Annotated in this window: 18 protein-coding genes, 1 pseudogene and 1 riboswitch; of the genes and pseudogenes, 10 read left to right on the top strand and 9 right to left on the bottom strand. The window is 70.1% G+C overall.

Features of this window, described 5'->3' with window-relative positions:
- Positions 1–297 precede the first annotated feature (297 nt).
- Positions 298–1521 (bottom strand): fumarylacetoacetase, encoded by a 1224-nt coding sequence (gene fahA / locus ACZ7M2_RS12140; RefSeq protein ID WP_471595118.1) that lies wholly within the window; start codon positions 1519–1521, stop codon positions 298–300.
- Positions 1522–1886: 365 nt separating this feature from the next.
- On the opposite strand from fahA, the gene ACZ7M2_RS12135 reads away from it, so the two are divergent.
- The 3 genes from ACZ7M2_RS12135 (at position 1887) to ACZ7M2_RS12125 (ending at position 5552) form a co-directional block, all read left to right on the top strand.
- Positions 1887–3137: a carboxylate--amine ligase gene (locus ACZ7M2_RS12135; protein WP_471595235.1), complete on the top strand. Its 1251-nt coding sequence runs from the start codon at positions 1887–1889 to the stop codon at positions 3135–3137.
- A gap of 27 nt (positions 3138–3164) precedes the next feature.
- On the top strand, positions 3165–4367 hold the full coding sequence (locus ACZ7M2_RS12130) for an FAD-dependent oxidoreductase (RefSeq protein ID WP_403690503.1): 1203 nt from the start codon (positions 3165–3167) through the stop codon (positions 4365–4367).
- A gap of 303 nt (positions 4368–4670) precedes the next feature.
- A complete protein-coding gene (locus ACZ7M2_RS12125; RefSeq protein ID WP_471595117.1) occupies positions 4671–5552 on the top strand; it encodes an HAD family hydrolase in 882 nt (293 codons plus the stop codon).
- Positions 5553–5656: 104 nt separating this feature from the next.
- Here ACZ7M2_RS12125 and ACZ7M2_RS12120 read toward each other — a convergent pair whose 3' ends face one another.
- From ACZ7M2_RS12120 to ACZ7M2_RS12110, 3 genes and pseudogenes are all read right to left on the bottom strand, one after another.
- Complete coding sequence (locus ACZ7M2_RS12120; RefSeq protein ID WP_471595116.1) at positions 5657–6355, bottom strand: LysM peptidoglycan-binding domain-containing protein; 699 nt, start codon at positions 6353–6355, stop codon at positions 5657–5659.
- A 4-nt stretch (positions 6356–6359) separates the two neighbouring features.
- Positions 6360–6520: riboswitch (cyclic di-AMP (ydaO/yuaA leader) on the bottom strand.
- Between the two features lie 152 nt (positions 6521–6672).
- Positions 6673–7116 (bottom strand): hypothetical protein, encoded by a 444-nt coding sequence (locus ACZ7M2_RS12115; protein WP_471595115.1) that lies wholly within the window; start codon positions 7114–7116, stop codon positions 6673–6675.
- A pseudogene (locus tag ACZ7M2_RS12110) lies at positions 7100–9427 on the bottom strand (CocE/NonD family hydrolase). Before ACZ7M2_RS12110 ends, ACZ7M2_RS12115 begins: the two are co-directional and overlap by 17 nt.
- Positions 9428–9806: 379 nt before the next feature.
- Here ACZ7M2_RS12110 and ACZ7M2_RS12105 point away from each other — a divergent pair.
- From ACZ7M2_RS12105 to ACZ7M2_RS12085, 5 genes are all read left to right on the top strand, one after another.
- Positions 9807–10817: a polyprenyl synthetase family protein gene (locus ACZ7M2_RS12105; protein WP_352046364.1), complete on the top strand. Its 1011-nt coding sequence runs from the start codon at positions 9807–9809 to the stop codon at positions 10815–10817.
- 172 nt (positions 10818–10989) lie between these two features.
- Positions 10990–12021 (top strand): CHRD domain-containing protein, encoded by a 1032-nt coding sequence (locus ACZ7M2_RS12100; RefSeq protein ID WP_471595114.1) that lies wholly within the window; start codon positions 10990–10992, stop codon positions 12019–12021.
- A 245-nt stretch (positions 12022–12266) separates the two neighbouring features.
- A complete protein-coding gene (locus tag ACZ7M2_RS12095) occupies positions 12267–13490 on the top strand; it encodes a LolA family protein (RefSeq protein WP_471595113.1) in 1224 nt (407 codons plus the stop codon).
- A gap of 64 nt (positions 13491–13554) precedes the next feature.
- Positions 13555–14505, top strand: a complete 951-nt coding sequence (locus ACZ7M2_RS12090) for an ABC transporter ATP-binding protein (protein WP_471595112.1) — start codon at positions 13555–13557, stop codon at positions 14503–14505.
- The gene (locus ACZ7M2_RS12085) at positions 14492–15382 is read left to right on the top strand and encodes an ABC transporter permease (RefSeq protein ID WP_471595111.1); all 891 of its coding nucleotides are present in this window, start codon (positions 14492–14494) and stop codon (positions 15380–15382) included. Before ACZ7M2_RS12090 ends, ACZ7M2_RS12085 begins: the two co-directional genes overlap by 14 nt.
- A 129-nt stretch (positions 15383–15511) precedes the next feature.
- Here the strand turns inward: ACZ7M2_RS12085 and ACZ7M2_RS12080 are convergent, their stop codons facing one another.
- Together ACZ7M2_RS12080 and ACZ7M2_RS12075 are read right to left on the bottom strand one after the other, a co-directional pair.
- Positions 15512–16129, bottom strand: coding sequence for a flavodoxin family protein (locus ACZ7M2_RS12080; RefSeq protein ID WP_471595110.1), 618 nt, complete (start codon positions 16127–16129; stop codon positions 15512–15514).
- 202 nt (positions 16130–16331) lie between these two features.
- Positions 16332–16865 carry a DUF6668 family protein gene (locus tag ACZ7M2_RS12075; protein WP_471595109.1) on the bottom strand — a complete coding sequence of 178 codons (534 nt, stop codon included), beginning with the start codon at positions 16863–16865 and terminating at the stop codon, positions 16332–16334.
- 183 nt (positions 16866–17048) lie between these two features.
- On the opposite strand from ACZ7M2_RS12075, the gene ACZ7M2_RS12070 reads away from it, so the two are divergent.
- Complete coding sequence (locus ACZ7M2_RS12070) at positions 17049–18227, top strand: tetratricopeptide repeat protein (protein ID WP_471595108.1); 1179 nt, start codon at positions 17049–17051, stop codon at positions 18225–18227.
- A 96-nt stretch (positions 18228–18323) separates the two neighbouring features.
- Here ACZ7M2_RS12070 and ACZ7M2_RS12065 read toward each other — a convergent pair whose 3' ends face one another.
- From ACZ7M2_RS12065 to ACZ7M2_RS12055, 3 genes are all read right to left on the bottom strand, one after another.
- Positions 18324–19271, bottom strand: coding sequence for a M28 family metallopeptidase (locus ACZ7M2_RS12065; RefSeq protein ID WP_190169908.1), 948 nt, complete (start codon positions 19269–19271; stop codon positions 18324–18326).
- Positions 19272–19420: 149 nt separating this feature from the next.
- On the bottom strand, positions 19421–20494 hold the full coding sequence (gene rarD, locus ACZ7M2_RS12060) for an EamA family transporter RarD (RefSeq protein WP_471595107.1): 1074 nt from the start codon (positions 20492–20494) through the stop codon (positions 19421–19423).
- A 142-nt stretch (positions 20495–20636) separates the two neighbouring features.
- Positions 20637–21491 (bottom strand): SDR family oxidoreductase, encoded by an 855-nt coding sequence (locus ACZ7M2_RS12055; protein WP_471595106.1) that lies wholly within the window; start codon positions 21489–21491, stop codon positions 20637–20639.
- Positions 21492–21580: 89 nt separating this feature from the next.
- Between ACZ7M2_RS12055 and ACZ7M2_RS12050 the strand changes: the two genes are divergently transcribed.
- Positions 21581–22027: a winged helix-turn-helix transcriptional regulator gene (locus ACZ7M2_RS12050; protein WP_471595105.1), complete on the top strand. Its 447-nt coding sequence runs from the start codon at positions 21581–21583 to the stop codon at positions 22025–22027.
- Positions 22028–22042 lie beyond the last annotated feature (15 nt).

Genomic DNA, 22042 nt, shown 5'->3' with positions numbered 1-22042 from the left:
CTGCGTGCTCGGGTCGTCACGCGGGGCTTTACCTTTCCACCCCACCGGGGTTAGCGCCCCCGGAACGGCACGGGCCTATTGCCCTCGGACCCAGCCGGGCCTATTGCCCTTGGCCCCCGCCGGGCCTGTTGCCCTTGCACCCCGCGGGCCTACTGCCCTTGGCCCCAGCCGGGGCTGTCGCCCTTGCACCCTGCCGGGCCTACTGCCATTGGCCCCAGCCGGACCTATCGCCCTTGCACCCCGCAGGGGCCGTCGCCCCAGACCCCGTCGGGCCTGTTGCTCCGGACCCCGCCGGGGTCAGGAGGGGTTGGGGGCCGGGGTGATGCGGCCGCTCACCTCGCCCAGTCCCACTCGCGTGCCGCCGGGGCCCGGGGCCCAGGCCGTCAGGGTGACCTCGTCGCCGTCCTCCAGGAAGGCCCGCTTGCCGTCGGGGAGGTCGAGGGTGTCGCGGCCGTTCCAGGTGAGTTCCAGGAGGGAGCCGCGCTCGTGCTCGGAGGGGCCGCTGACCGTTCCCGAGCCGTACAGGTCGCCGGTGCGCAGGGAGGCTCCGTTGACCGTCATGTGGGCCAGTTGCTGGGCGGCCGTCCAGTACATGGTGGAGAAGGGGGGTTCGGAGACGACGTGACCGTTGATGGCGACGGAGATACGGAGGTCGTAGCCGCCGGGCTCGTCCTCGGAGTCGTCCAGGTAGGGGAGGAGGGGGTGCGTGCGGGCCGGGGGCGCGACCCGTGCGTCGTCCAGCGCGTCGAGCGGGGTGATCCAGGCCGACACCGAGGTGGCGAAGGACTTGCCGAGGAAGGGGCCGAGAGGGACGTACTCCCAGGCCTGGATGTCCCGCGCCGACCAGTCGTTGAGGAGGCAGAGGCCGAAGACGTGGTCGCGGAAGGAGGAGAGAGGGACGGGCGTGCCCATGATCGAGGGTGCGCCGACCACGAAGCCGACCTCCGCCTCGATGTCGAGCCGGACGGAGGGGCCGAAGACGGGGGCGGTGTCGGAAGGGGCCTTGCGCTGGCCCGAGGGGCGGACCACCTCCGTGCCCGACACCACGACCGTGCCGGAGCGGCCGTGGTAACCGATCGGCAGATGCTTCCAGTTGGGGGTGAGGGAGTCGGTGGCGTCGGGGCGGAAGATCTGTCCGACGTTCCGGGCGTGGTTCTCGGAGGCGTAGAAGTCGACGTAGTCCGCGACCTCGAAGGGGAGGTGCAGGGTCACCTCGGAGAGGGGGTGCAGAAGGGGTGCGATGGTCTCCCGGTGGGCCGGGACCGTCACCCAGGCGGTGAGTGCGCGGCGTACGTCGGACCATGCCGTGCGGCCGGCGGCGAGCAGCGGGTTCAGGGTGGGCCGCGCGAGCAGTTCGGCGTACGGGGAGCCGAGTGCACGAGCCGTCGCTCCCGCGTCGAGGACGTGGTCGCCGAGCCGGACGCCGACGCTCCGCTCGGACGCTCCGGCCCGGGAGAAGACGCCGTAGGGGAGGTTGTGCGGGCCGAAGGGATCGCCCTCGGGGACATCGAAGGGGGGCATCGGGTGGTGCCTCGCTTTCGTGGTCGTGCGCGCTGTGTGATGCGTGTGACTGTGTTGGCCGTGTGATCCGCGCGGTGCATGTGTGGGTGTTGCACGTGCTCCGGGTGGTCGCGGCACAGATTACGGGGGGAGTGACGTGCTGTGGCAGTGCCCAAAGAGTTGCCATGAGTTGCCGCGAGTTGTCGTGAGGCGCCGTGGCAGTACCCGAAGAGTTGCCTGGACAGTGCCTAAAGAGTTCGCAATGTCCGAATAGGCCTTGTCGGACGCGGTAGTTCCGGCTTAGCGTCCTTTGGGGACACGGACGGGGTGGGTCCGGTCCGTAGGGGGGACACGTGGGGGGACCCGTGGCCAGGAGCGTCAGCGGAGTGCCGTTCGACGCCGATCGGAACGTTCCGGGCCTGATCGTGAAGTTTGGCGACTATCCGCTGCACCACGGCGGTGTGGGCGCCATCCGAAGTCTGGGCCGTCTCGGCATACCGATGTATGCGATCACCGAGGACCGTTACACGCCTGCCGCGGCCTCACGCTATCTGCGCCGTGCCTTCGTCTGGCCGACGACGGGGACGGAGGAGCCGGAGCGTCTCGTCGAGGGGCTGCTGCGGATCGGGGCCCGCATCGGGCGGCCGACGGTGCTCGTCCCGACGGACGAGGAGGCGGCCGTCCTGATCGCCGAGCACCAGGAGGAGCTGGGGGAGCGGTTCCTCTTCCCCCGGGTCGACGCCAAACTGCCCCGGCGCCTCGCCAGCAAGCAGGGCCTGCACGAACTCTGTGTGGAACACGGCATCCCCAGCCCGGCGGCGGCCTTTCCGCAGTCGTACGAGGAGATCGTGGCGTTCGCCGAGAGCGCTCGGTTTCCGATCGTCGCCAAGAACCGGGAGGCGTTCGTACGCCGCAGCCAGCCGGCGGTGAACGGGACGACGAGGATCGCGACCCGGGAGGGGCTGCTGTCACTCGCCCGGGACTGGGGTGATCAGCCGGGCGTGATCCTCCAGGAGTACCTGCCCAGGGAGGAGGCGGAGGACTGGATCGTGCACGCGTACTTCGACGCGGACTCGACGCCGCTCGCGATGTTCACGGGCGTGAAGGTCCGCTCCTGGCCGCCGCACGCGGGAATGACGGCGAACGCGTACGTCGTCGACAATCCGGAACTCGCGGACCTCGCCGCGCGTTTCATCAAACAGATCGGCTTCAGCGGCGTCATCGACCTCGACCTGCGCTTCGACCGGCGCGACGGTCGGTACAAACTCCTCGACTTCAACCCCCGGATGGGCGCGCAATTCCGGCTCTTCGAGAACGAGTCGGGGATCGACGTCGTCCGGGCCATGCATCTCGACCTGACCGGGCGCACCGTTCCCGAAGGGGAACAGCGGGCCGGTCACCGGTACATCGTGGAGAACATCGACCTGCCGGCCCTGCTCGCCTACCGGCGCAGCGGCTACACGACCCCGCACGCGCCGGCTCGCGCGAGCGGTACGGAGCTGGCCTGGCTCGCGGGTGACGACCTGCGGCCGTTCTTCACGATGCTCGCGCGCTTCGTGCGGCCGGGCGCGAGGCATCTTTATCAGCTGTGGCGGACCAACCGCCGTGGCAGCAGCACCAGTACGACCACGAAGTGACGAACGTACGTCCTGGGGAGGGACTTCGTGATTCATCCGGTAGCAGTCATCGGTGCCGGCCCGTTCGGCCTGTCCACCGCCGCCCATCTGAGGGCGCGTGGCATCCCGGTGCGCGTGTTCGGCGAGCCCATGGTGAGCTGGCGTGACCATATGCCCGAGGGGATGCTTCTCAAATCGACCCCGGTTGCGTCCAGCCTCGATGCCCCGCAGCCCGGCCACACGATCGCCGACTACTGCGACGCGGCGGGGATCCGCCGGCTTGTCACGGACGAGGACATCATTCCGGTCGAGACGTTCATCGCGTACGGCGAGTGGTTCCAGCAGAAGCTGGTGCCCGAGCTGGAGCGGGTGCGGGTGGTGTCCGTCGACCGCCGGGGCGGCGAGGGCTTCGAACTCAAGCTGGACTCGGGGGAGTCGTTCACGGCGCGGGCGGTCGTCGTGGCCACGGGACTGTACGGACTCGCGCATCTGCCGCCCGAGCTCGGCGGCGCGGCGGCGGACGGACCCACGCCCACCGGCCCCGTCTCGCACAGCTCCCAGCACCACGACCTCGCCCGGTTCTCCGGCAAGGAACTGATCGTCGTCGGCGCGGGCCAGTCCGCGCTGGAGACGGCGGCGCTCGCGGCGGAGGCGGGCGCGCAGGTCCGGGTGGTGTCCCGGGGACGGGGCAGGGTCGCCTTCGGCGCACCGCCCTGGAAACAGCCGAAGCTGCGTCCCGAGTCGCCCTTCGGGCGCGCCTGGTCCCTGTGGGCGCTCAGCTACTACCCGCACCCCTACCGCTATCTGCCCGCCGACGCCCGGCACTACCTGGTCCGCCGGGTGCTCGGCCCCCTCGGGGCGTGGTGGCTGCGCGACCGCTTCGAGGGCAAGGTCGAGGTCAGCGAGGTCTCCGGGATCGTTCGCGCTGACGTCTCCGACGGGCGTCCGGTCCTCTCCGTGCGGACCCTGGGCGGTCGGGGCGAGGAACTCTCCGCCGACCATGTCATCGCAGCGACCGGATATCGCGTCGACATCGCCGCGATGGACTTCCTGGGACACGAGTTGCGTACGGCGCTCGCGGTGAGCCGCGGCACTCCCAAGCTCGGTGCGGGGTATTGCTCCTCGGTGCCCGGGCTGTACTTCACGGGGTTGCCGGCGGCGGCTTCGTACGGGCCGGTGATGCGGTTCGTGTGCGGTACGGAGTTCGCTTCGCCGCGGCTGGCCAAGCACTTGGCGGGCGCGCACGGGTGAGGTGGCCGGGGTCCGTACGGCCGGAGGGGACGGTGACTGGTGGGCCACGCCGTGGGCGGGGCCCAACCCGTCGCGTCGGAGCTTGTGTTGGGCTCAGGCGGCCACAGTCACCGCAGCCGCGTCATCCTCTGGAGTGACATTCCGCTCGGAGTCTTTTCGTACCGCCCGCTCGGTGGGCGGGGGCGGAAGTGCACTCTGTACGCCCGGTACGCCCCGTACGGTGAACGGCGTTGCTGACGGGATACCGGACGTCGTCCGGTTCACGCCGGGCCGATGAGTCGTTCGATCCGTATTCTTCGGATCATGGCCGCTCCGACTGCATATTCACTTATCGCCACTGACCTGGACGGAACGCTGCTCCGCGGCGACGACACCCTCTCCGACCGGTCCCGGGCCGCGTTGGAGAGGGTGGCCGAGGCGGGCGCCCGACACCTGGTCGTGACGGGGCGCCCGGCGCCGAGAGTACGACCTCTGCTCGACGAACTCGGCGGCACGGGACTGGCGGTGTGCGGGCAGGGGGCGCAGCTGTACGACGCGGCGACGGACCGACTGCTGTGGTCGGTGACCCTGGACAGGGAACTCGCGGAGACCGCGCTCGGCAAGATCGAGGCGGAGGTCGGGCTGCTCTACGCCGCGGTGGACCAGGACGGCGTGGACGGGCTGACGCTCATCGAGCCGGGGTACGTGATGCCGCATCCGACGCTTCCGGCGGTACGGGTGCATCACCGCGACGACCTGTGGACGGAGCCGATCAGCAAGGTGTTGCTCCGCCACCCGTCGCTGTCCGACGACGAGTTGGCCTCGGCGGCCCGGGGCGTGGTGGGTTCGCTGGCCACCGTCACCATGTCGGGGCCCGGGACCGTCGAACTCCAGCCATGCGGCGTGACCAAGGCAACCGGTCTGGCGCTCGCCGCCGCCCACCTCGGTCTCACTCCCGCCGCCACCATCGCCTTCGGCGACATGCCCAACGACATCCCCATGTTCGACTGGGCCGACAGGGGGGTCGCCATGGCCAACGCCCATCCGGAGCTGAAGGCGGTGGCCGACGAGGTGACGTTGTCGAACGAGGACGACGGGATCGCGGTGGTGCTGGAGCGGCTGTTCCCGTACCGGTCGGACCGGTTCCGGGAGTCCGGAGAGCCCGGTGGGTCCCGGCAGCTCTCCGAGTCTCTCCGACCTCACTAGCCATATCGGTTACATCGGGCATATGGGCTATATCGGTCGTGTTGGCCGCATCAGCCCCGGCAGTCGTACCAGCCCTACCGGCCCCGCCAGCCCCGCCAGTCCTGTCAGTAGGCTCCGTTGACGTTGTCGATCGAGCCGTACTTCGCCGCCGCGTAGTTGCAGGCGGCCGTGATGTTCGCGACCGGGTCGTAGGGGTTCATCGACGTGCCGGGCACGTGGTAGGCCTTGAACGTGGGGTCGATGACCTGGAGCAGGCCCTTGGAGGGGATGCCGGCCTTGGCGTTGGAGTCCCAGTTGTTGATGGCCAGGGGGTTTCCGGAGGACTCGCGCATGACGTTGCGGTGGATGCCGTTGTAGGTGCCGGGGATCTTGGCGCGGGCCATGATGTCCAGCGAGTGCTTGATCCAACCGTCGAGGTTGTTCGCGTACGTCTTCGAGTTGGTGGGCGCCGTCTTCGCCGGGGTCTTCTTGGTGGTGGTTTGGACGGTTTTGGTGCCCACGGTCAGGGTGAGGCCCGGACGAAGCGTCGTCGGGTCGGGGCCTATGACCGCGCGGTTGGCGGTGTACAGCTTCGCCGGGCCGCCGCTCGTGGGGTACTTCTTCGCGATCGTGGCCAGGGTGTCGCCCGCGACCACCTTGTAGGTGATGAGCTGGACATCGGTGCTGGTGGCCGTGGCGGCCTGCGCGCAGGTCGCGCTCACGAGCGGAAGGGCGAGTGCGACTCCGCCCATTCCTGCGGCGAGGATGCCCCGAGTGAGCATGCCCTGGATCTTGAAGTTGCGGTGCTTGCCTCGTGCGGACATGGCGAATTCCTCTCCGGCGCCTGCGAAGTGAGCTGTCGGGTTCGGGCGGGAGCTGCCCGGCCGCACGGTGTGTGCGACTTCACCCCTAGCCGTTCCGGTGTCCGGATCGGCGGCTTACCTGGGTCCCCCGCTCCTGCCGTGCGTCTGTGTGGGTGGGTGGGGTATTCCGGTCGGCGGCAGGATTGGGCGGTCCGTCCGGATCGACGTGAACGTATGCGAGAGCACATGTCCGGAACAAGCCCTCATTTCCCGGTGTAGATCGCTTTCACCTGGGTGATACGAGGGAGAAAATGCCCGATTAATCCGGAACGCGACGCTCAACTTGCCTTATGCAAAGGGGGAGTCGTCAAGAGGGGATAAAGGGCCCACTTCGCATGGGAGTGACCCAATTCACGCGACCAAGCAGAAATAAAGCGGCACTGGCGGCAAATCGGACATCGCGCTTCGAGTGTCCAGGCCGGTGAGCCCGCGGGCGGAGCCGGGCGGACCTCCCATACGGACAGGTCCGTGTCGGGGTCGTCGTCGGGCAGCCGGCCGGCATTGGGCTTGAAGTAGAGGCCGTAGGCCCAGTATTCGGGGAGTTCGTGGCACATCAGGTCCGGGTGGGGACCGAACTCCTGCCCCGCGTAAGCCCTGTTGATCCTCGCCACCGCCTCGGCCCGGGGGATTCCGAAACGCGTGACCATCTCGTCGGCCATCTCGCGGAAGTACGCGAGCATCCCCTCGTCCAGGGCCATCAGGAACTCACCGGTCCGCGCCATGCTCTTCAGGGTTGCCCATGCCGTGGCCGGGTCTCCAGTCCGCCGTCCGGGGGATTCTTCTCTCCCACGTCCGATGGAAGACCACCTCGTTGCCGTCCTTGCAGATCGGCTCGTTCGAGGCAGATCGGCTCGTTCGAGGTGATGAACTCCCGGTCGTCGCAGCTGAGTTCGGAGCGTGTCTCGACCCGGGCGTCCCGGGGCAGCTCCGGGCGGTGCAGACGGATCGACCTCGTCGAGCGGGTACGGGCGGAGAGCGGGTCCGACTCGTGGATGGTGTACGTGTCCCGGGCGTCCTCCGTGCATTCGAGGCCGTCCGGGTGGACACGGGTGCCGTCGTGGCGAAGGTCGACCTCCAGTCGCCACTCGCCCCTCGCCACGTAACGGGCGACCAGGCGCGCGGGGCGGGCTCGTCAAAGGTGACCGGGGATGTCACTCCTGGGGGTTCGGACTGCTCCGGCTCCTCGAAGGTGATCCTCAGGTCCGACTCCCTCGCTCGCACCGGAAGTTCGAGGGAACTGCCCGCCGGGTCCAGGACGAACCCCGCCGCCGAGCCCGGCTGGGGCCAGATCCACGGCCAGGAGGCGGTGGACAGGGAGAGCCGGATGCGGTGGCCGGGCGGGAATGCGTAGCCGATGGCGGCCAGGTCGAAAACCACGTCCTCCGTAGAGCCCGGTTTCCAGGAGACCGCCTGGTCGGGGTCATAGCGCGCTGTCAGGTTCGGGTCACCCCGGGTCACCGGCGTCGAGGAACCGTCGGCAGCGACGTCGCACACCCGGGCGATCGCCTGGCCTCAGGGGGAGTGGGACGTCAGGCGGAGGCGGACCCTGGGGCGCCCCAGGATCCAGGTCTCCCCCCGGGACCTCGAACTCGAGGCAGGCCGATTTCGCGTCCTCCTCCCGCTGGTTCGGCGGCAGGTCCGCGTCGTTCCCGACGGGGCGGAAACGGCCCGCGTCCACGCCCGTGTGCTGAGGGGAGCGCACCGGCACCGGTGCGCCCCGCAGCGCGTACGCGATCGGGGTCACGGAGGGGGAGAGCCAGGCGGTGTCGCCCACCCAGTGGCCGGGAAGGGACGGGTACGTCGTCGCCGGGGGGCGCGGCCATGACGTAGGAGCGCAGGAGGGGCTCCGTCATGACGCCACGGTTGCTCACGCCGGGGTCCGGATCGCCGTCCACGCCGAGCCCTGGATCGTCGTTCGCGCCGGGCCCTGGATCGCCGTCCACGCCAGGGCCCGGATCGGCGGTCGCACCGGGGTCAGGAACGTCATCCACGCCGAGGCCGGGATTGTTGATCACGCCGAGGCCAGGACGGCCGATCGCGTCGGGGCCAGGGCCAGGGCCAGGGCCAGGGCCAGGGCCGCGGTCGCGGTCGGGGCAGGCCCGGGCTCGGTGACGCTCGTACCGGTCGGTCTGAGCCAGTGGTCCCACCACATCGGCGTCTCCTGGAGGAAACCGATCGCCGGGCCCGGCGGCAGGCCCCGGTCCGGGTACTGGTGGCACCAGGGGCCGATCCGGCCGCGCACACGGTCGGCGGGAAGGCTCTCGACCAGCCGCAACACCGTGTCGCGGCACGGGTCGTACCGGCCGCCCACCGCGAGCACGGCGGCCCGGATCCCGCCGTATCCCCCGTCCTCGCGCACACCGGCGTGGCGCCAGTACGCGTCCCGGTTCGGGTGGGACGGCCACGTATGGATGAACGGCTCCACCGTCTCCAGGCGCTTCACCCACATGTCGCGCCACATCGCCCGGCCCACGTGCGCCGGATTCCGGCGGACGGGCGACGTCGGCGAGCGCCGTCGCCGCCCGGGCGTGCGTCTCGACGGCGAGGACGGAACCTCCCATGCGGTGCCCGTCGTTGTCATAGGGATCGTCGGTCGCACAGACCGTGACGATCGCCTTGAGCGGTTCGGGCGCGAGGGTCGCGATCCGGAGGGAGGTGAAGCCGCCCCGGGAGATGCCGAACATGCCCACCGCGCCGTTGCACCAGGGCCGGTCCGCCAGCCAGTGGATCACTTCCACCCCGTCGGCCCGCTCACTCTCCCCGTACGGGTCCGTCGGCACGCCCTCCGAGTTGCCGTAACCGTGGGCATCCACCCGGACGGAGGCGTGGCCGTGGCCCGCCTACCAGGGGTGGCGCTGCCAGTCGCGTGGCGCGGTCCGGTCGGTGAGCCGGTCCGGGAGATATTCGAGGAGCGCGGGGACGGGCGCGTCGGTCAGCGGGCGCCACACGCGCGTGCAGGCGGGTGCCGTCCGGGAGAGGGATCCACAGATCCTCGTGAGTCGTCTCGTGCGAGAAGGACGTACGGATGTGCATGCTCATCACGGTGTCCTGGGTGTCCATGGTGCCCAGGGGTCGTCCTCGGTGCCCCGGTCGTCTTCGGCGGTCGGTCCTCAACCACGTCCGATCAGTCAATACGTCTCATATCCGGTCGTATCGACTGATCAAGAACATGTCGCCCGTGATCCCGTACCGCCCGGGTGTGGGACTGTCTGCCGCTCGGGGGACATCGGGTGGCGGGGGAGAGGGAAGTCGGGAGGAAGTCGGCAGTGGGGACGGTGGGCGCTCGTGGTGATCGAAACGTGACCGGATACGCTGACTTGAGTGATGGCAGCGACACATCGACAAACCGTGTCATCGACCGAATGATCGACCGAGTTCGCCATGTGATCGTCAGCAGACAGGAGAACCTCTCGTGACCGTCGTCGGGCCGTTCGGGCTGAGCGTGCGGGACCAGGCTCTCGAAGCCGATGTCCAGGCCGGATTGACGGCTGTGGAGGAGGGCTTGCTCGAAGTCACCAAGAGCGAGGTCCCCTTCATCACAGAGGCCGCGCAGCACCTGCTGCGCGCCGGCGGGAAGCGGTTCCGTCCGCTGCTCGTGATGCTCGCCGCGCAGTTCGGTGACCCCTACGCGCCGGGTGTCGTGCCCTCGGCCGTGGTCGTCGAACTGACCCATCTCGCCACCCTGTACCACGACGACGTGATGGACGAGGCCGACGCGCGGCGCGGCGTGCCCAGCGCGAACACCCGCTGGGGCAACTCGGTCGCCGTGCTCACCGGCGACTTCCTCTTCGCGCGCGCGTCCCACACCCTGGCCGACCTCGGGCCCGAGGCCGTCCGTATCCAGGCGGAGGCGTTCGAGCGGCTCGTCACCGGACAGATCCTGGAGACGGCGGGACCGCGCGACGGGCGCGACCCGGTCGACCACTACCTCGACGTGCTCGGCGGCAAGACCGGCTCGCTGGTCGCCGTTGCGTGCCGGTTCGGCGCGATGATGTCGGGCGCCGACGAGACGGTCGTGGACGTGCTGACGCAGTACGGGGAGCGGCTGGGCGTCGCCTTCCAGCTCGCGGACGATGTGCTGGACATCGCCTCCGACTCGCACGAGTCCGGGAAGACGCCCGGTACGGACCTGCGCGAGGGCATCGCCACGCTGCCGGTGCTGCGGCTGCGTGAGCGGGCGGAGCGGCTCGGTCTCGCCGAGGACATCGCGCTGTGCGAGCTGCTTGCCTCCGACCTCACGGACGACGACCGGCACGCGGAGGCGCTGGCCCTGCTGCGGACGCATCCCGCGCTGGAGCAGGCCCGCCGTGACACCGTGCGCTACGCGGAGGAGGCCCGCGCCGCGCTCGTTCCGCTCCCCGAGTGCGATGCGAAGGCGGCGCTCATGGAGCTGGTGGACGCGGTGGTGCACCGGGCCGGATAGGTGCCCGGAGCGAGCCGCTGACGTACGCCCTCCCCGGGGCGGGTGAAGAGGCCCTCCCTCCTGTGGCGCACGTCACATTGTTGGATTGAGTCCAGGGTAGGAATCGGTCCGTACTCCCGTACAGAAGCTGACGCAGGGGGCGTCGGCTGCATTACGGGGAGAAAAAAGAATCATGGAATCGAACGCCACGTTCAACGCCATGTCGGACATGCGTCGCAAGGGCCTGATCATGGCCGGTGTCGCGGTGGCAGCCGCAGCTGGTGTCGCCGCCGCCGTCATCCCGGCGGTCGCCGCCGGCGGCAGCCACCACAGTGGCCAGGGCGGCATGAGCCACTCGACGCACGGCGACCAGACCATCGTCGCGCAGAGCGGAGTCGTCGGCGGCAGCGGCGGCACCCTCTTCGCCACCAGCCTCCGTGGCGCCAACGAGGTGCCCGTCCAGGGCGGCCCCGCCGTCGGCGACAAGGACGGCGCGGCCCTGGAGTTCATCAAGGTCAAGGGGGACAAGGTGTCCGTCGCCGTGACCTGGCGCGGCACCGGCAGGCCGACCATGCTCCACATCCACCAGGGCGCCAAGGGCACCAACGGCGGCGTCAAGATCGACTTCAGTGGGCTGCTCGGCAGGATCAAGGGCCACCACGTGGTCGGCACCGTGAAGGTGAAGGATGCCGCCCTGCTGGAGCGGTTGAAGAACGATCCGGGGGCGTTCTACGCCAATCTGCACACCGCCGAGTTCCCGGGTGGAGCCGTCCGCGGCCAGCTCCACAAGGTCACCGGCTCCTTCGACTTCCGTAACGCCCTCGGCAACTTCCAGGCGTCCGTGGTCAAGGGCAAGCAGATCTACGAGTGCAAGCCTGCCGAGGGCGGTGGCTACGCCTTCGCTCAGCGTGACGTCGCAGCGCTGCTCGGTGGCGACATCGTGCACACGTTCGTGAAGCCCAACTCCGGTACGCCGCAATGGGTCGCGCCCGACCGCAGCGCGGTCACCGGAGCGGTGATCTCCAAGACTCCGAACGGCGACAAGAACATCGCCGAGCTGGACCTCAAGGCCACCAGTTCCGGCAAGCACCGCGGTCTGCTGGCCGACACGCAGGAAATCCTGCGGCTCAACACCGTGGGCGGCGTCGCCCCGGCCGGCTCCTGCTCGCCGGGCACGATCGTGGGCGTGCCCTACCAGGCGGACTACGTGTTCGTGCAGCGCTGACGGGTACCGGGGCGCTGTGAGGCTCAGGCGGTGGTTTCCCCAACCCCTACGGGTCGGGGGAGCCACCGCCTCCTCACGTCATACCGCAGGACTACGTGGAGTTGAGTCCGGGGTCTGACGCTTCTCGTCGGACGATTTGGTCAGATTGAGAACACCACTCCTCACCGGTTCGGGTGAGAATGGCGGCTATAGGGGTGGAGAAGTGAGGACGGTAGGCCGCCGCCGACGACGGAGGTAAGGCACACATGGCACCGTACGAATCCGACAGGACCGCCGGGGCGGAAGGGCTGCCCGACGAGGCCGACGACGTCCGCGCAGGCCGGCGCAAGGCGGCTCGTTACGTCGTTCCGGTCGCAGTGGTGGGGGTGGCGGCCGCGACCATCGGGCTCGTCCCGGCGCTCGCCGACTCCGGCGACCCCAGCCTGCCGAAGATCACCGCAGAGCAGCTCATCGAGAAGATCGCCAAGTCGGACGTCCAGCAGCTGTCCGGCACGGTCAAGGTCAGCACCGATCTTGGACTGCCCAGCCTGGGCGGCCTGGAGAGCGGCATGCTGTCCGGCGCCACCAAGGGGTCCGGCGGCTCCTCCGCCGACCCGCAGTCCAAGCTCATGGAGCTGGCCTCCGGCACGCACACGGTGCGCGTCGCGGCCGACGGCCCGGACAAGGCCAAGGTCTCCGTCCTGGAGAACGCCGCCGAGTACAGCATCATCCACAACGGCAACGACGTGTGGGCGTACGACAGCAAGTCGAACGAGGTGTACCACTCGACGGCCCCCGAAGCCGAAAAGGGCCAGGAGAAGGCGCCGAAGAACGTCCCGACGACGCCCAAGGAGCTCGCCGACGAGGCCCTGAAGTCGGTCGACGACACGACCTCCGTGACGGTCGACGGCACGGCGCAGGTCGCGGGCCGTGACGCCTACAAGCTGCTCATCAAGCCGAAGCAGTCCGGTTCCACGGTCGGCGCGATCACCGTCGCGGTGGACGCGAAGACCGGGGTGCCGCTGAAGTTCACGCTGGTCCCGACGGGTGGCGGCGCGGCCGTTGTGGACGCCGGGTTCACCCAGGTCGCCTTCGCCAAGCCGGCCGCCTCGACCTTCGACTTCACCCCGCCGAAGGGTGCGAAGGTCACCGAGGGCGAGGATGGCAAGGACACCAAGGCCCCGGAGTCCGCTCCGAACCGTGGTGACCTCGGCAAGGGACTCGACGGTCTGAAGACCACCGGCAAGGGCTGGAACACCATCGCGGAGTTCGACACGGGCGGCCAGGGCATGCCCTCAGGCTCCTCGTCCGAGGGCGGCAACGTCTCCGGGTTCCTGAACTCCCTCGGTGACCACGTCAAGGGCAAGTTCGGCTCGGGCACGGTCTTCTCGACCCGCCTGGTCAACGCGCTGATCACGGACGACGGCAAGGTGTACGCCGGTGCGGTCACCAAGGACGCGCTGGTGAAGGCGGCCAACGCGGCCCACTGAGTACCGTACGTACGGAACTGACGTACGGAACCGACGTACGGACGAAGCCGAAACGAGGGAGCCCATGGAGGAGCGGTCCGACGAGGGCACGGTGATCGCCACCCGCGCGCTCACCAAGCGCTTCCGCGGCGGACAGCTCGCCGTGGACGGCCTCGATCTGACCGTCCCGGCGGGCAGCGTCTTCGGCTTCCTCGGACCCAACGGCTCGGGCAAGACCACCACCATCCGCATGCTGATGGGCCTGATCGAGCCGACCTCGGGCACGGCGCGTGTGCTGGGGCAGCCCATGCCCCGCGCCACCCGCGCCGTGCTCCCGCACGTGGGCGCCCTCATCGAGGGCCCCGCGTTGTACGGCTTCCTCTCCGGACGCGACAACCTCCTCCGGTACGACGCCGCCGACCCGACCGCCGACCCGCGCACCCGGCGTACCCGCGTCGGGGCCGCCCTCGACCGGGTGGGACTCACCGCGGCCGCGGGCAAGAAGGCGAAGGCGTACTCGCTCGGCATGAAGCAGCGGCTCGGGCTCGCGGCCGCGCTGCTCCAGCCCCGCCGCCTGCTCGTCCTGGACGAGCCGACCAACGGCCTCGACCCCCAGGGCATGCGCGAGATCCGTTCCCTCGTGAGGGAGCTGGCCTCGGACGGCACGACCGTCTTCCTCTCCTCACACCTGCTCGACGAGATCGAGCAGGTGTGCACGCACGCCGCCGTGATGGCACAGGGGCGGCTGATCACCCAGGGTCCGGTGGCGGAGCTCGCGGCGGGGGCGCGGGGGCGGCTGGTCGTGACCACCCCGGACCCCGGGGACGCGGCGCGTGTACTGAAGGAACAAGGGGTCACGGATCTCGTCGTGACGGAGACGGGCGTGAGTGCCGAACCTCCGGACCGCGAACTCGCCGAGCTGAACGCCGCGTTGGTCACGGCGGGCGTCCGCGTCCGTGGCTTCGGCGTCGAACGGGCCTCACTGGAGGACGCGTTCGTGGCGCTGACAGGGGAGGGGTTCGATGTCGCGGGCTGAGGCGGTACGCGTCGGGGACACGGAGGTACGGAAACCGAGCCCCCTGTGGACCTTCGGACTCTTCCGCAGCGAGCTCCTCACCACCTTCCGGCGCTGGCGGACCATCGCGCTGCTCGCCGTGCTCGCGGCCGTGCCGATCCTCATCGGCATCGCGATCAAGATAGAGACGCGCGACGGCTCGACGGCGGGCGGTGGCGGCGGCGAAGGACCGGCGTTCATCTCGCAGATCACCAACAACGGCCTGTTCCTGGTGTTCACGGCGCTCGCCGCGACCCTCCCCTTCTTCCTGCCGATGGCCATCGGCGTCATCGCGGGCGACGCGATCGCGGGCGAGGCGAACGCGGGGACGCTGCGCTACCTGCTGGTCGCGCCCGCCGGCCGTACCCGCCTGCTTGTCGCCAAGTACGCGACCACCATGACGTTCTGCCTGGTCGCGACCCTGGTGGTGGCGCTCTCGGCGCTCACGGTCGGCGCGCTGCTCTTCCCCCTGGGCGAGCTGATGACGATCTCCGGGACCCGGATCAGCTTCACCGAGGGGCTCGGGCGGGCGTTTCTCATCGCGCTGGTCGTCGCCGCGTCACTGATCGGCGTCGCGGCCCTCGGCCTGTTCGTCTCGACGCTGACCAACAGCGGCATCGCGGCGATGGCGACGACGGTCGGCCTTCTCATCACCATCCAGATCCTCGACCAGATCCCCCAGCTCCACGCCCTCCAGCCGTACTTCTTCTCCCACTACTGGCTGTCCTTCGCCGACCTCATGCGCGACCCGGTGTACTGGGACGACCTCGTCCGCAATCTCGGACTCCAGGGCCTGTACGCGGCGGTGTTCGGCTCGGCGGCGTGGGCGCGGTTCACGGCGAAGGACATCACCGCGTAGCCGCTAAGCGCTCCGCTGGAAGTGCGGGGAGGTGCCGTCGATCGTCTGCGGCTCCATCGTGGCCGGTCGCGCAGTTTTTCGCGCCCCTTCAGGGCGCCGCCGAACCGCAGCGGACTTCGCCCGACCCGCTTAGCACGCGGCGGCTGCCATGCCCTGCGTGTCGTGCGTCTCGTAGGGGTAGCGGGCGAGTGGTGCCTCCCGTGCGAAGAACGTCTTCGCATGTGCCAGCGCGGCAGCGTCCTTCAGCACGTCACCGGGCCTGCTGCCGTTGCCGAGCAGGACCCCGCCGAAACGCATGCCCAGGTACGCGGCCGAGTGGTTGAGAGTGCCGATCAGCGGGTCTGCGACCTCTTCCTCCTCGTGCGCCAGCGCGGTGACGCCCCAGAGGGTGCGCCCCGCCATCCTGGCCTTGAAGTCGACGCCGGGCGTGCGCAGCCAGCCCGACCAGTAGTCCAGGTAGCGCTTGGTGAGGCCGGACACCGAGTACCAGTACAGCGGCGAGGCGATCACGATGTCGGTGGCCGCCAGGGTGGCGTCGAGCAGCAGCGCCGGATTGCTCCCCGCGGCCGGGTGTACGTGGTCGCTGTCGCGCCGCAGGTCCACGAAGTCGGGCAGCGTGTGCTCGGCGAGGCTCAGCCAGCGCTGTTCGACATCCGCGGGCAACTGTTCGGCGGCCCGGCGGGCCAGCAGCTCGGTGTTGCCGTCGGGACGGCTGCTGCCGAGCAGGAACAGGAAGTGACGGCTCATGGCTCCCCCAGGGTGCGCGTGCGACGGGCCGCGGAACGCCACGACCGCAACTGCATGCGTACACAATATATGCATACGCATGTGACGTCCATGCCGGGAGACGGGGACGGCGGATACCGGACGCCGACCACCGGCATCCGGTCCGTCCGGGTTCTGTCAGGTTCTGTCAGGTTCTGCCGGGGTCTGCCGGGGTCTGCCGGGGTCAGGGCAGGCGCGCGGCGCCCGTCAGGCGGGCCAGCGCGGCCGTCTCGCGGGGCAACGCCGAGGTGAGGTCACCGATGCGCCACGCCGGGATCCACGGCACCTGATACACGTCGATCAGCGAATCGATCACCTTGACGCGCTGGGCGAGCGGGCGGGGCAGCCGTCCGGGCGCGTCCGCGACCAGCACCACGGCGTCGAGGTCGAGCCCCGGGGGCGCCTCGCCCCGGCGGAAGGTGTCGAGCGTGTGCGAGACGGCGTCCAGTCCCGCCGCGTGCGTACGCCCGACGAGGAGCACCGACCCCGGTTCTCCCTGGTCGGGCCGGGGCCAGTTCCGCCCGGCGTCATGGCCGCCGAAGACCGCGGCGAGCGTGGTGGTGCCGGCCCCGCCGTGCGTCGCGACCCAGGCGAACCGCCGTGGGCCGACGGCGTGGCCGGGTTCGCCCCCGCCGGGTTCGGGCCACAGAATGGGTTCCACTGTGGCGGCGACCGGCCCGCGGAGCCAGATCTCGGGTCCCTCCGCCTCCTGCCGCATGCTCCCCTGCATCACCCTGGCCACTCTCCTCGGTCGTTGTCGGCGTAATCGGCCACTCTTACGAGGCTGTGACGCCGTAGTGACGCATGCAGCGGTGGTGAGCCGAGAGACTTGACTGTATGTACCTGACGGGATCTTGAGGCAAGGTCGACGCATGGAAGTACGACCCGAGTGAGGGAATCGATGTCTCGACTCAGCCGCGAACAGAAGCGGGAATCCAAGCGGCAGCGCTCGGCGGTCGGCCCCGGTGCCGGCCCGTTGGAGGTGTGGGTCACCGCGCCCGCAGGGGAAAGCGAGGGCGGTGTCACGGTCAGCGGTGTGCCGGTCGGCGTCGTGCGCGGCGAGACCGTCCAGGCCGCCGTCCTGAACCACCTCCACCGACTCGCCCTCGCCGCCGGTCACTCCGTCCTCGCCACCATCCACGACGAACGGATCGGCTTCGTCGTACCGCTGGAGGTGTACGGGGACGGGTCGAGCCGGTACACGGGCGAGCCGGTACGGGTGGGGCCGCCGGCCGAGGTGCCCGGGGTGCCCGCAGCCCCTCCCGCGACGCCTGCGGCCCCTCCCGCGATGCCGGCGGCCCCACCAGCGCCGCCGCGGGTGCCGCTCTCGGAGCCTCGGCCGCTGCCCGGGGCCGCGGCGACGCATGTGCTGCGGGCGCTGCCGGAGCCGACGCGGGACGCGGCCCCCGGCGTCGCGGTGGCTCCGACGGGCGAGTTCGGCCCGCCGCCCGTGGGGCTGACGCCTGAGCGTCCGGCCCCCGCGATGGTGGCCATGTCCGTCATGGATCCCGAGCCGGAGCCGGAACCGAAGCCCACTCCCGCGCGCGGCTTCGACGCCGTCGCCGAGTCCGTGCTGGCACCGGTTCAGGAGACGGAGGGCGCGGCGTTCCTCGTGGAGCCCGTGGCGCGGATCAACGAGGCCGTGAAGATGGGCCGGATCGAAGAGGCCACGGGGATGGCGGAGCGGGTCGGCGCGGACGCGTCGCGGTCGCTGGGCCCCGAGCACCCGGAGGTGCTGCGGCTGCGCGAGCTGACCTCGTACATCGCCTATCTGGCCGGTGACCCGCTCCGGGCGTTCCACCTGTCCCTCGACCTCGCCCGGGTCCGCAGGCGGCACCAGGACCCCGAGGCCGCGTACGGCAACGTACAGAGCGCCGCCTCGGCCTGGCGCGCCGTGCGCGACCCCGTGCAGGGGCTGAACCTGGGGCAGGACCTGATCACGCTGTGGGCCGAGCTCGTGGCCGACGGCGGCCCCGCCGCCGACGACCTCGAACAGCTCGAGTCGGCCCGCACCCGCATGACCCGCCTCGCGGAGCGGGCCCGGGCCCGCTCCCTGGCGGACAACCCGTACACCCCCTAGGAGGGCAGGGAGGACGAGGAGCTCCAGTGGGTTCCAGGAGCTCCAGCGGGCCCCAGTCGGCCCCAGGAGCCCAGGAATCCCAGGAGCCCAGGAATCCTAGGAGGACAGCGTCCACACGGCGTACGCCAGTGCGTCCGCGTTCCGGTTCAGCGCCGTGTCGTCGATGTTGGACGCCGTGTCGCAGGAGGCGTGGTAGCAGCGGTCGAAGGCCTGGCCGGAGGTGCCGCCCCACTTGGCGGCCTGGGCGGCCGTCTTGATGTAGTCGGCGCCGCTGAAGAGACCGCCGACCGGGATGCCCACGTTCTTGAAGGGGGAGTGGTCCGAGCGGCCGTCGCCCTCGGTCTCCGGCTCCGTGGCGATGCCGACGCCCGCGAAGTAGTCCTTGAAGGTCTTCTCGATCGTGGGGTCGTCGTCGTAGACGAAGTAGCCGGGGTTCGGTGAGCCGATCATGTCGAAGTTCAGATAGTCGCTGATCTTCGCCCGGTTCGCGGAGGACAGGCTGTTCACGTAGTACTTGGAGCCGACCATCCCCAACTCCTCCGCGCCCCACCAGGCGAACCGCAGGTGCTTGGTGGGCTGGTACTGGGCCCGGGAGACGGCGAGTGCGGTCTCCAGGATCGCGGCGGACCCGGATCCGTTGTCGTTGATGCCGGGTCCCGCGGTCACGCTGTCGAGGTGGGAGCCCGCCATGACGACCTGGTTGGCGTCGCCGCCGGGCCAGTCGGCGATCAGGTTGTACCCGGTGCGGCCGGAGGACGTGAACTGCTGGAGGGTCGTGGTGAATCCGGCCGCGTCCAGCTTCGCCTTCACATAGTCGATGGAGGCCTTGTAGCCGGTGCGGCCGTGTGCGCGATTGCCGCCGTTGGCGGTGGCGATGGACTGCAGCTGTGCGAGATGGGCCTTGACGTTGGCCACGGGAATGTCGGGTGCGGCTGCCGCGGCGGTGGGGGCCGGCGCCGCGCCGGTTATCGCGCCGGTGGTGAGGAGCGTGACGGCCGCGACGACGACGGCGCCGGTGGCACGCCCGGGAACGGAGAGCTTCATGTGGGGGGCTCCGGATTCCTTGTGGGAATGAGGTGCCCGATGGTGTTTCTGAGGCTGACGTTCCGTCAAGAGCGCAATCCGGTCAGGGTGGTTCGCATAGCGAACCCGGGTCGCCGGGGCGGGCGACGCTCATTGCACGCACGCTCCCGCTACGACTTGGCGTCCATGGCGGCGGCACCCGGCACGCCGGCGACGGTACCCGCGAGCGTCCCGGCCCTGAGCGCCCGAGCCGCCCGCCGCGCGGTCCGCAGCGCGTCGAAGGTGAGCAGCGACAGCGCGAGCCAGACCAGCGCGAACCCGGCCCACCGCTCCGGCGGCATGGCCTCGTGGAAGTAGAGGATGCCGAGCAGGAACTGGAACACCGGGGCGAGGTACTGCAGCAGTCCCAGCGTGGACAACGGCACCCGTATCGCGGCCGCGCCGAAGCACACCAGCGGAAGTGCGGTCACCACGCCCGTCGCCGCGAGCAACGTCGCGTGCCCCGCGCCCTCCGTGCCGAAGGTCGCGCCCCCGCTCGAACCCAGCCACAGCAGATAGGCGAGCGCGGGCAGGAACTGGATCGCCGTCTCGGCGGCGAGTGACTCGATCCCGCCGAGGTTGACCTTCTTCTTCACCAGCCCGTACGTGGCGAAGGAGAAGGCGAGGGTGAGGGAGATCCACGGTGGCCGCCCGTACCCGATGGTGAGGACGAGCACCGCGGAGAAGCCGACACCGACCGCCGTCCACTGCAGGGGGCGCAGCCGTTCCTTCAGCAGCAGGACGCCCATGGCGATGGTGACGAGCGGGTTGATGAAGTAGCCCAGGGACGCCTCGACGACGTGCTCGCTGTTCACGGCCCAGATGTAGACGCCCCAGTTGACCGTGATCACGGCCGCCGCGACGCTGATCAGCGCCAGCCTGCGCGGCTGTCGCAGCAGCTCGCCGAGCCAGGCCCAGCGCCGCATCACCAGCAGGGCGATGCCGACCACGGCGAGGGACCACACCATCCGGTGGGCGAGGATCTCGAGGGCTCCGGCCGGCTTCAGCAGCGGCCAGAAGAGCGGAACGAGCCCCCACATGCCGTACGCGGCGAAGCCGTTCAACAGGCCGACGCGCTGCTCGGCCCTGGATATCTGGGGACCCGTCGAGCCAGCGGGGCCAGCGGAACCCGCGGAGCCGACGGGGCCCCCGGAACCAGTGGAGCCGGCCGTACCCATCGAATTCTTCGCCTGCTGCACGGCCACCGGCCCTCCCTCTCGAACAGCTGCTCCCGTGCAGCCTCCAAGAAGGTAGCGTCGAGCACCCCCGCCTGTCATGCCCGTATCGCCATACGGTCATGACAGGCGGGGGTTCGGAGGGCGACGGTGCTAGGGCCCCGAGGGGGAGTCAGCCCTTCAGCGCCGCCGCGATCGACTCGGCGACCGGCGTGGTCGGGCGGCCGGTCAGCCGGGACAGGTCACCGCTGGTGCCCGCGAGCTCGCCCTTCTCGATGGACGCGTCGACGCCCGCCAGGATCGCGGCGAGGGGGCCGGGCAGTCCGGCGCCGGTCAGGATGCCGGTGAGCGCCTCGACGGAGACGGCGTTGTAGACGATCTCCTTGCCGGACCCCTCGGCCACCAGGGCGGCGTACTCGGCGAAGCTCCACGCGGTGTCGCCGCTCAGCTCGTACGTCTTGTTCTCGTGGCCCTCGCCGCTCAGTACGGCCACGGCGGCGGCCGCGTAGTCCGCGCGGGAGGCGGAGGCGACCTTGCCGTCGCCGGCGGCCTGGGTGACGGCGCCGTACTCGAGGACCGGGGCGAGGTTCTCGGTGTAGTTCTCGTTGTACCAGCCGTTGCGCAGCAGGGCGTAGGGCACACCCGACTCCAGGATCGCCTTCTCGGTGCCCTTGTGGTCGTCGGCGAGGGCGGCGGTGAGGGTGCCCGGCGCGCTGGTGTACGCGAGGAGCGAGACCCCGGCGGCCTTGGCGGCGTCCAGGACGACCTGGTGCTGGGCCACGCGGCCCTTGTCGAACTCGTTGCCGGAGATGAGCAGTACCTTGTCGCCGGCGGCGAAGAGGGTTCCGAAGGTCTCGGGCTCGTTGTAGTCGGCGACCGCGATCTTCACGCCGCGGGCCGCGAAGCCGGCGGCCTTCTCCGTGTCGCGGACGACGGCGGTGATCTGGTCGGCCGGAACCTTCTCCAGCAGTCCCTCGATGACGTGGCGGCCGAGGTGTCCGGTGGCTCCGGTGACGACGATGCTCATGGCTTGGCTCCTTGTGGGGTAGGTCTGTCACTAACCCTAGGATGTGCGCTAACTCTGCGAAAGTACCCACTTTGAAGTAAGGTACTGGCATGGGAGTAAGTGCAGAGGCATCCACCGACACCCCGGCCGCGTCCAAGCCTGCGGCCGTCTCCAAGTACGACACGGGCGAGGCGATGTGCCCGTATCGCCTCGTCCTGGAGCACGTCACCAGCCGCTGGGGGGTGCTCGTACTGATCGAACTCCTCGACCGCCCCTACCGCTTCAGCGAGCTGCGCCGGGCGATCGGCCGGGTCAGCGAGAAGATGCTCACCCAGACCCTCCAGACCCTGGAGCGCGACGGTCTCGTGCACCGTGACGCGCAGCCCGTGATCCCGCCCCGCGTCGACTACTCGCTCACCGAACTGGGCCGCGAGGCCGCCGAGCAGGTGCGCGCCCTGGCCGTCTGGACCAAGGACCGGATGGACGACGTGGAGAAGTCCCGCCACGCGTACGACGAGGCCCGGGTGTCAGCCACCCGGGCCCGTGGAACTTCTTGAACGCCTCGACGAACG

Source organism: Streptomyces sp. NPDC111507 (genome assembly GCF_055638955.1).
Note: the sequence above shows the minus strand (reverse complement) of the source record. Positions and strands in the feature narration are given on the sequence as shown.

Excerpts from the sequence above, each read along its gene's own strand:
- ACZ7M2_RS12070 (WP_471595108.1), top strand. The coding sequence starts at position 17,049 with ATGTCTCGACTCAGCCGCGAACAGAAGCGGGAATCCAAGCGGCAGCGC.
- ACZ7M2_RS12080 (WP_471595110.1), bottom strand. The coding sequence starts at position 16,129 with ATGAGCCGTCACTTCCTGTTCCTGCTCGGCAGCAGCCGTCCCGACGGC.
- ACZ7M2_RS12075 (WP_471595109.1), bottom strand. The coding sequence starts at position 16,865 with ATGCGGCAGGAGGCGGAGGGACCCGAGATCTGGCTCCGCGGGCCGGTC.
- ACZ7M2_RS12100 (WP_471595114.1), top strand. The coding sequence starts at position 10,990 with ATGGAATCGAACGCCACGTTCAACGCCATGTCGGACATGCGTCGCAAG.
- ACZ7M2_RS12055 (WP_471595106.1), bottom strand. The coding sequence starts at position 21,491 with ATGAGCATCGTCGTCACCGGAGCCACCGGACACCTCGGCCGCCACGTC.
- ACZ7M2_RS12095 (WP_471595113.1), top strand. The coding sequence starts at position 12,267 with ATGGCACCGTACGAATCCGACAGGACCGCCGGGGCGGAAGGGCTGCCC.
- ACZ7M2_RS12120 (WP_471595116.1), bottom strand. The coding sequence starts at position 6,355 with ATGTCCGCACGAGGCAAGCACCGCAACTTCAAGATCCAGGGCATGCTC.
- ACZ7M2_RS12090 (WP_471595112.1), top strand. The coding sequence starts at position 13,555 with ATGGAGGAGCGGTCCGACGAGGGCACGGTGATCGCCACCCGCGCGCTC.
- ACZ7M2_RS12115 (WP_471595115.1), bottom strand. The coding sequence starts at position 7,116 with ATGGCGCGGACCGGTGAGTTCCTGATGGCCCTGGACGAGGGGATGCTC.
- fahA (WP_471595118.1), bottom strand. The coding sequence starts at position 1,521 with ATGCCCCCCTTCGATGTCCCCGAGGGCGATCCCTTCGGCCCGCACAAC.
- ACZ7M2_RS12085 (WP_471595111.1), top strand. The coding sequence starts at position 14,492 with ATGTCGCGGGCTGAGGCGGTACGCGTCGGGGACACGGAGGTACGGAAA.
- ACZ7M2_RS12125 (WP_471595117.1), top strand. The coding sequence starts at position 4,671 with ATGGCCGCTCCGACTGCATATTCACTTATCGCCACTGACCTGGACGGA.
- ACZ7M2_RS12050 (WP_471595105.1), top strand. The coding sequence starts at position 21,581 with ATGGGAGTAAGTGCAGAGGCATCCACCGACACCCCGGCCGCGTCCAAG.
- ACZ7M2_RS12065 (WP_190169908.1), bottom strand. The coding sequence starts at position 19,271 with ATGAAGCTCTCCGTTCCCGGGCGTGCCACCGGCGCCGTCGTCGTCGCG.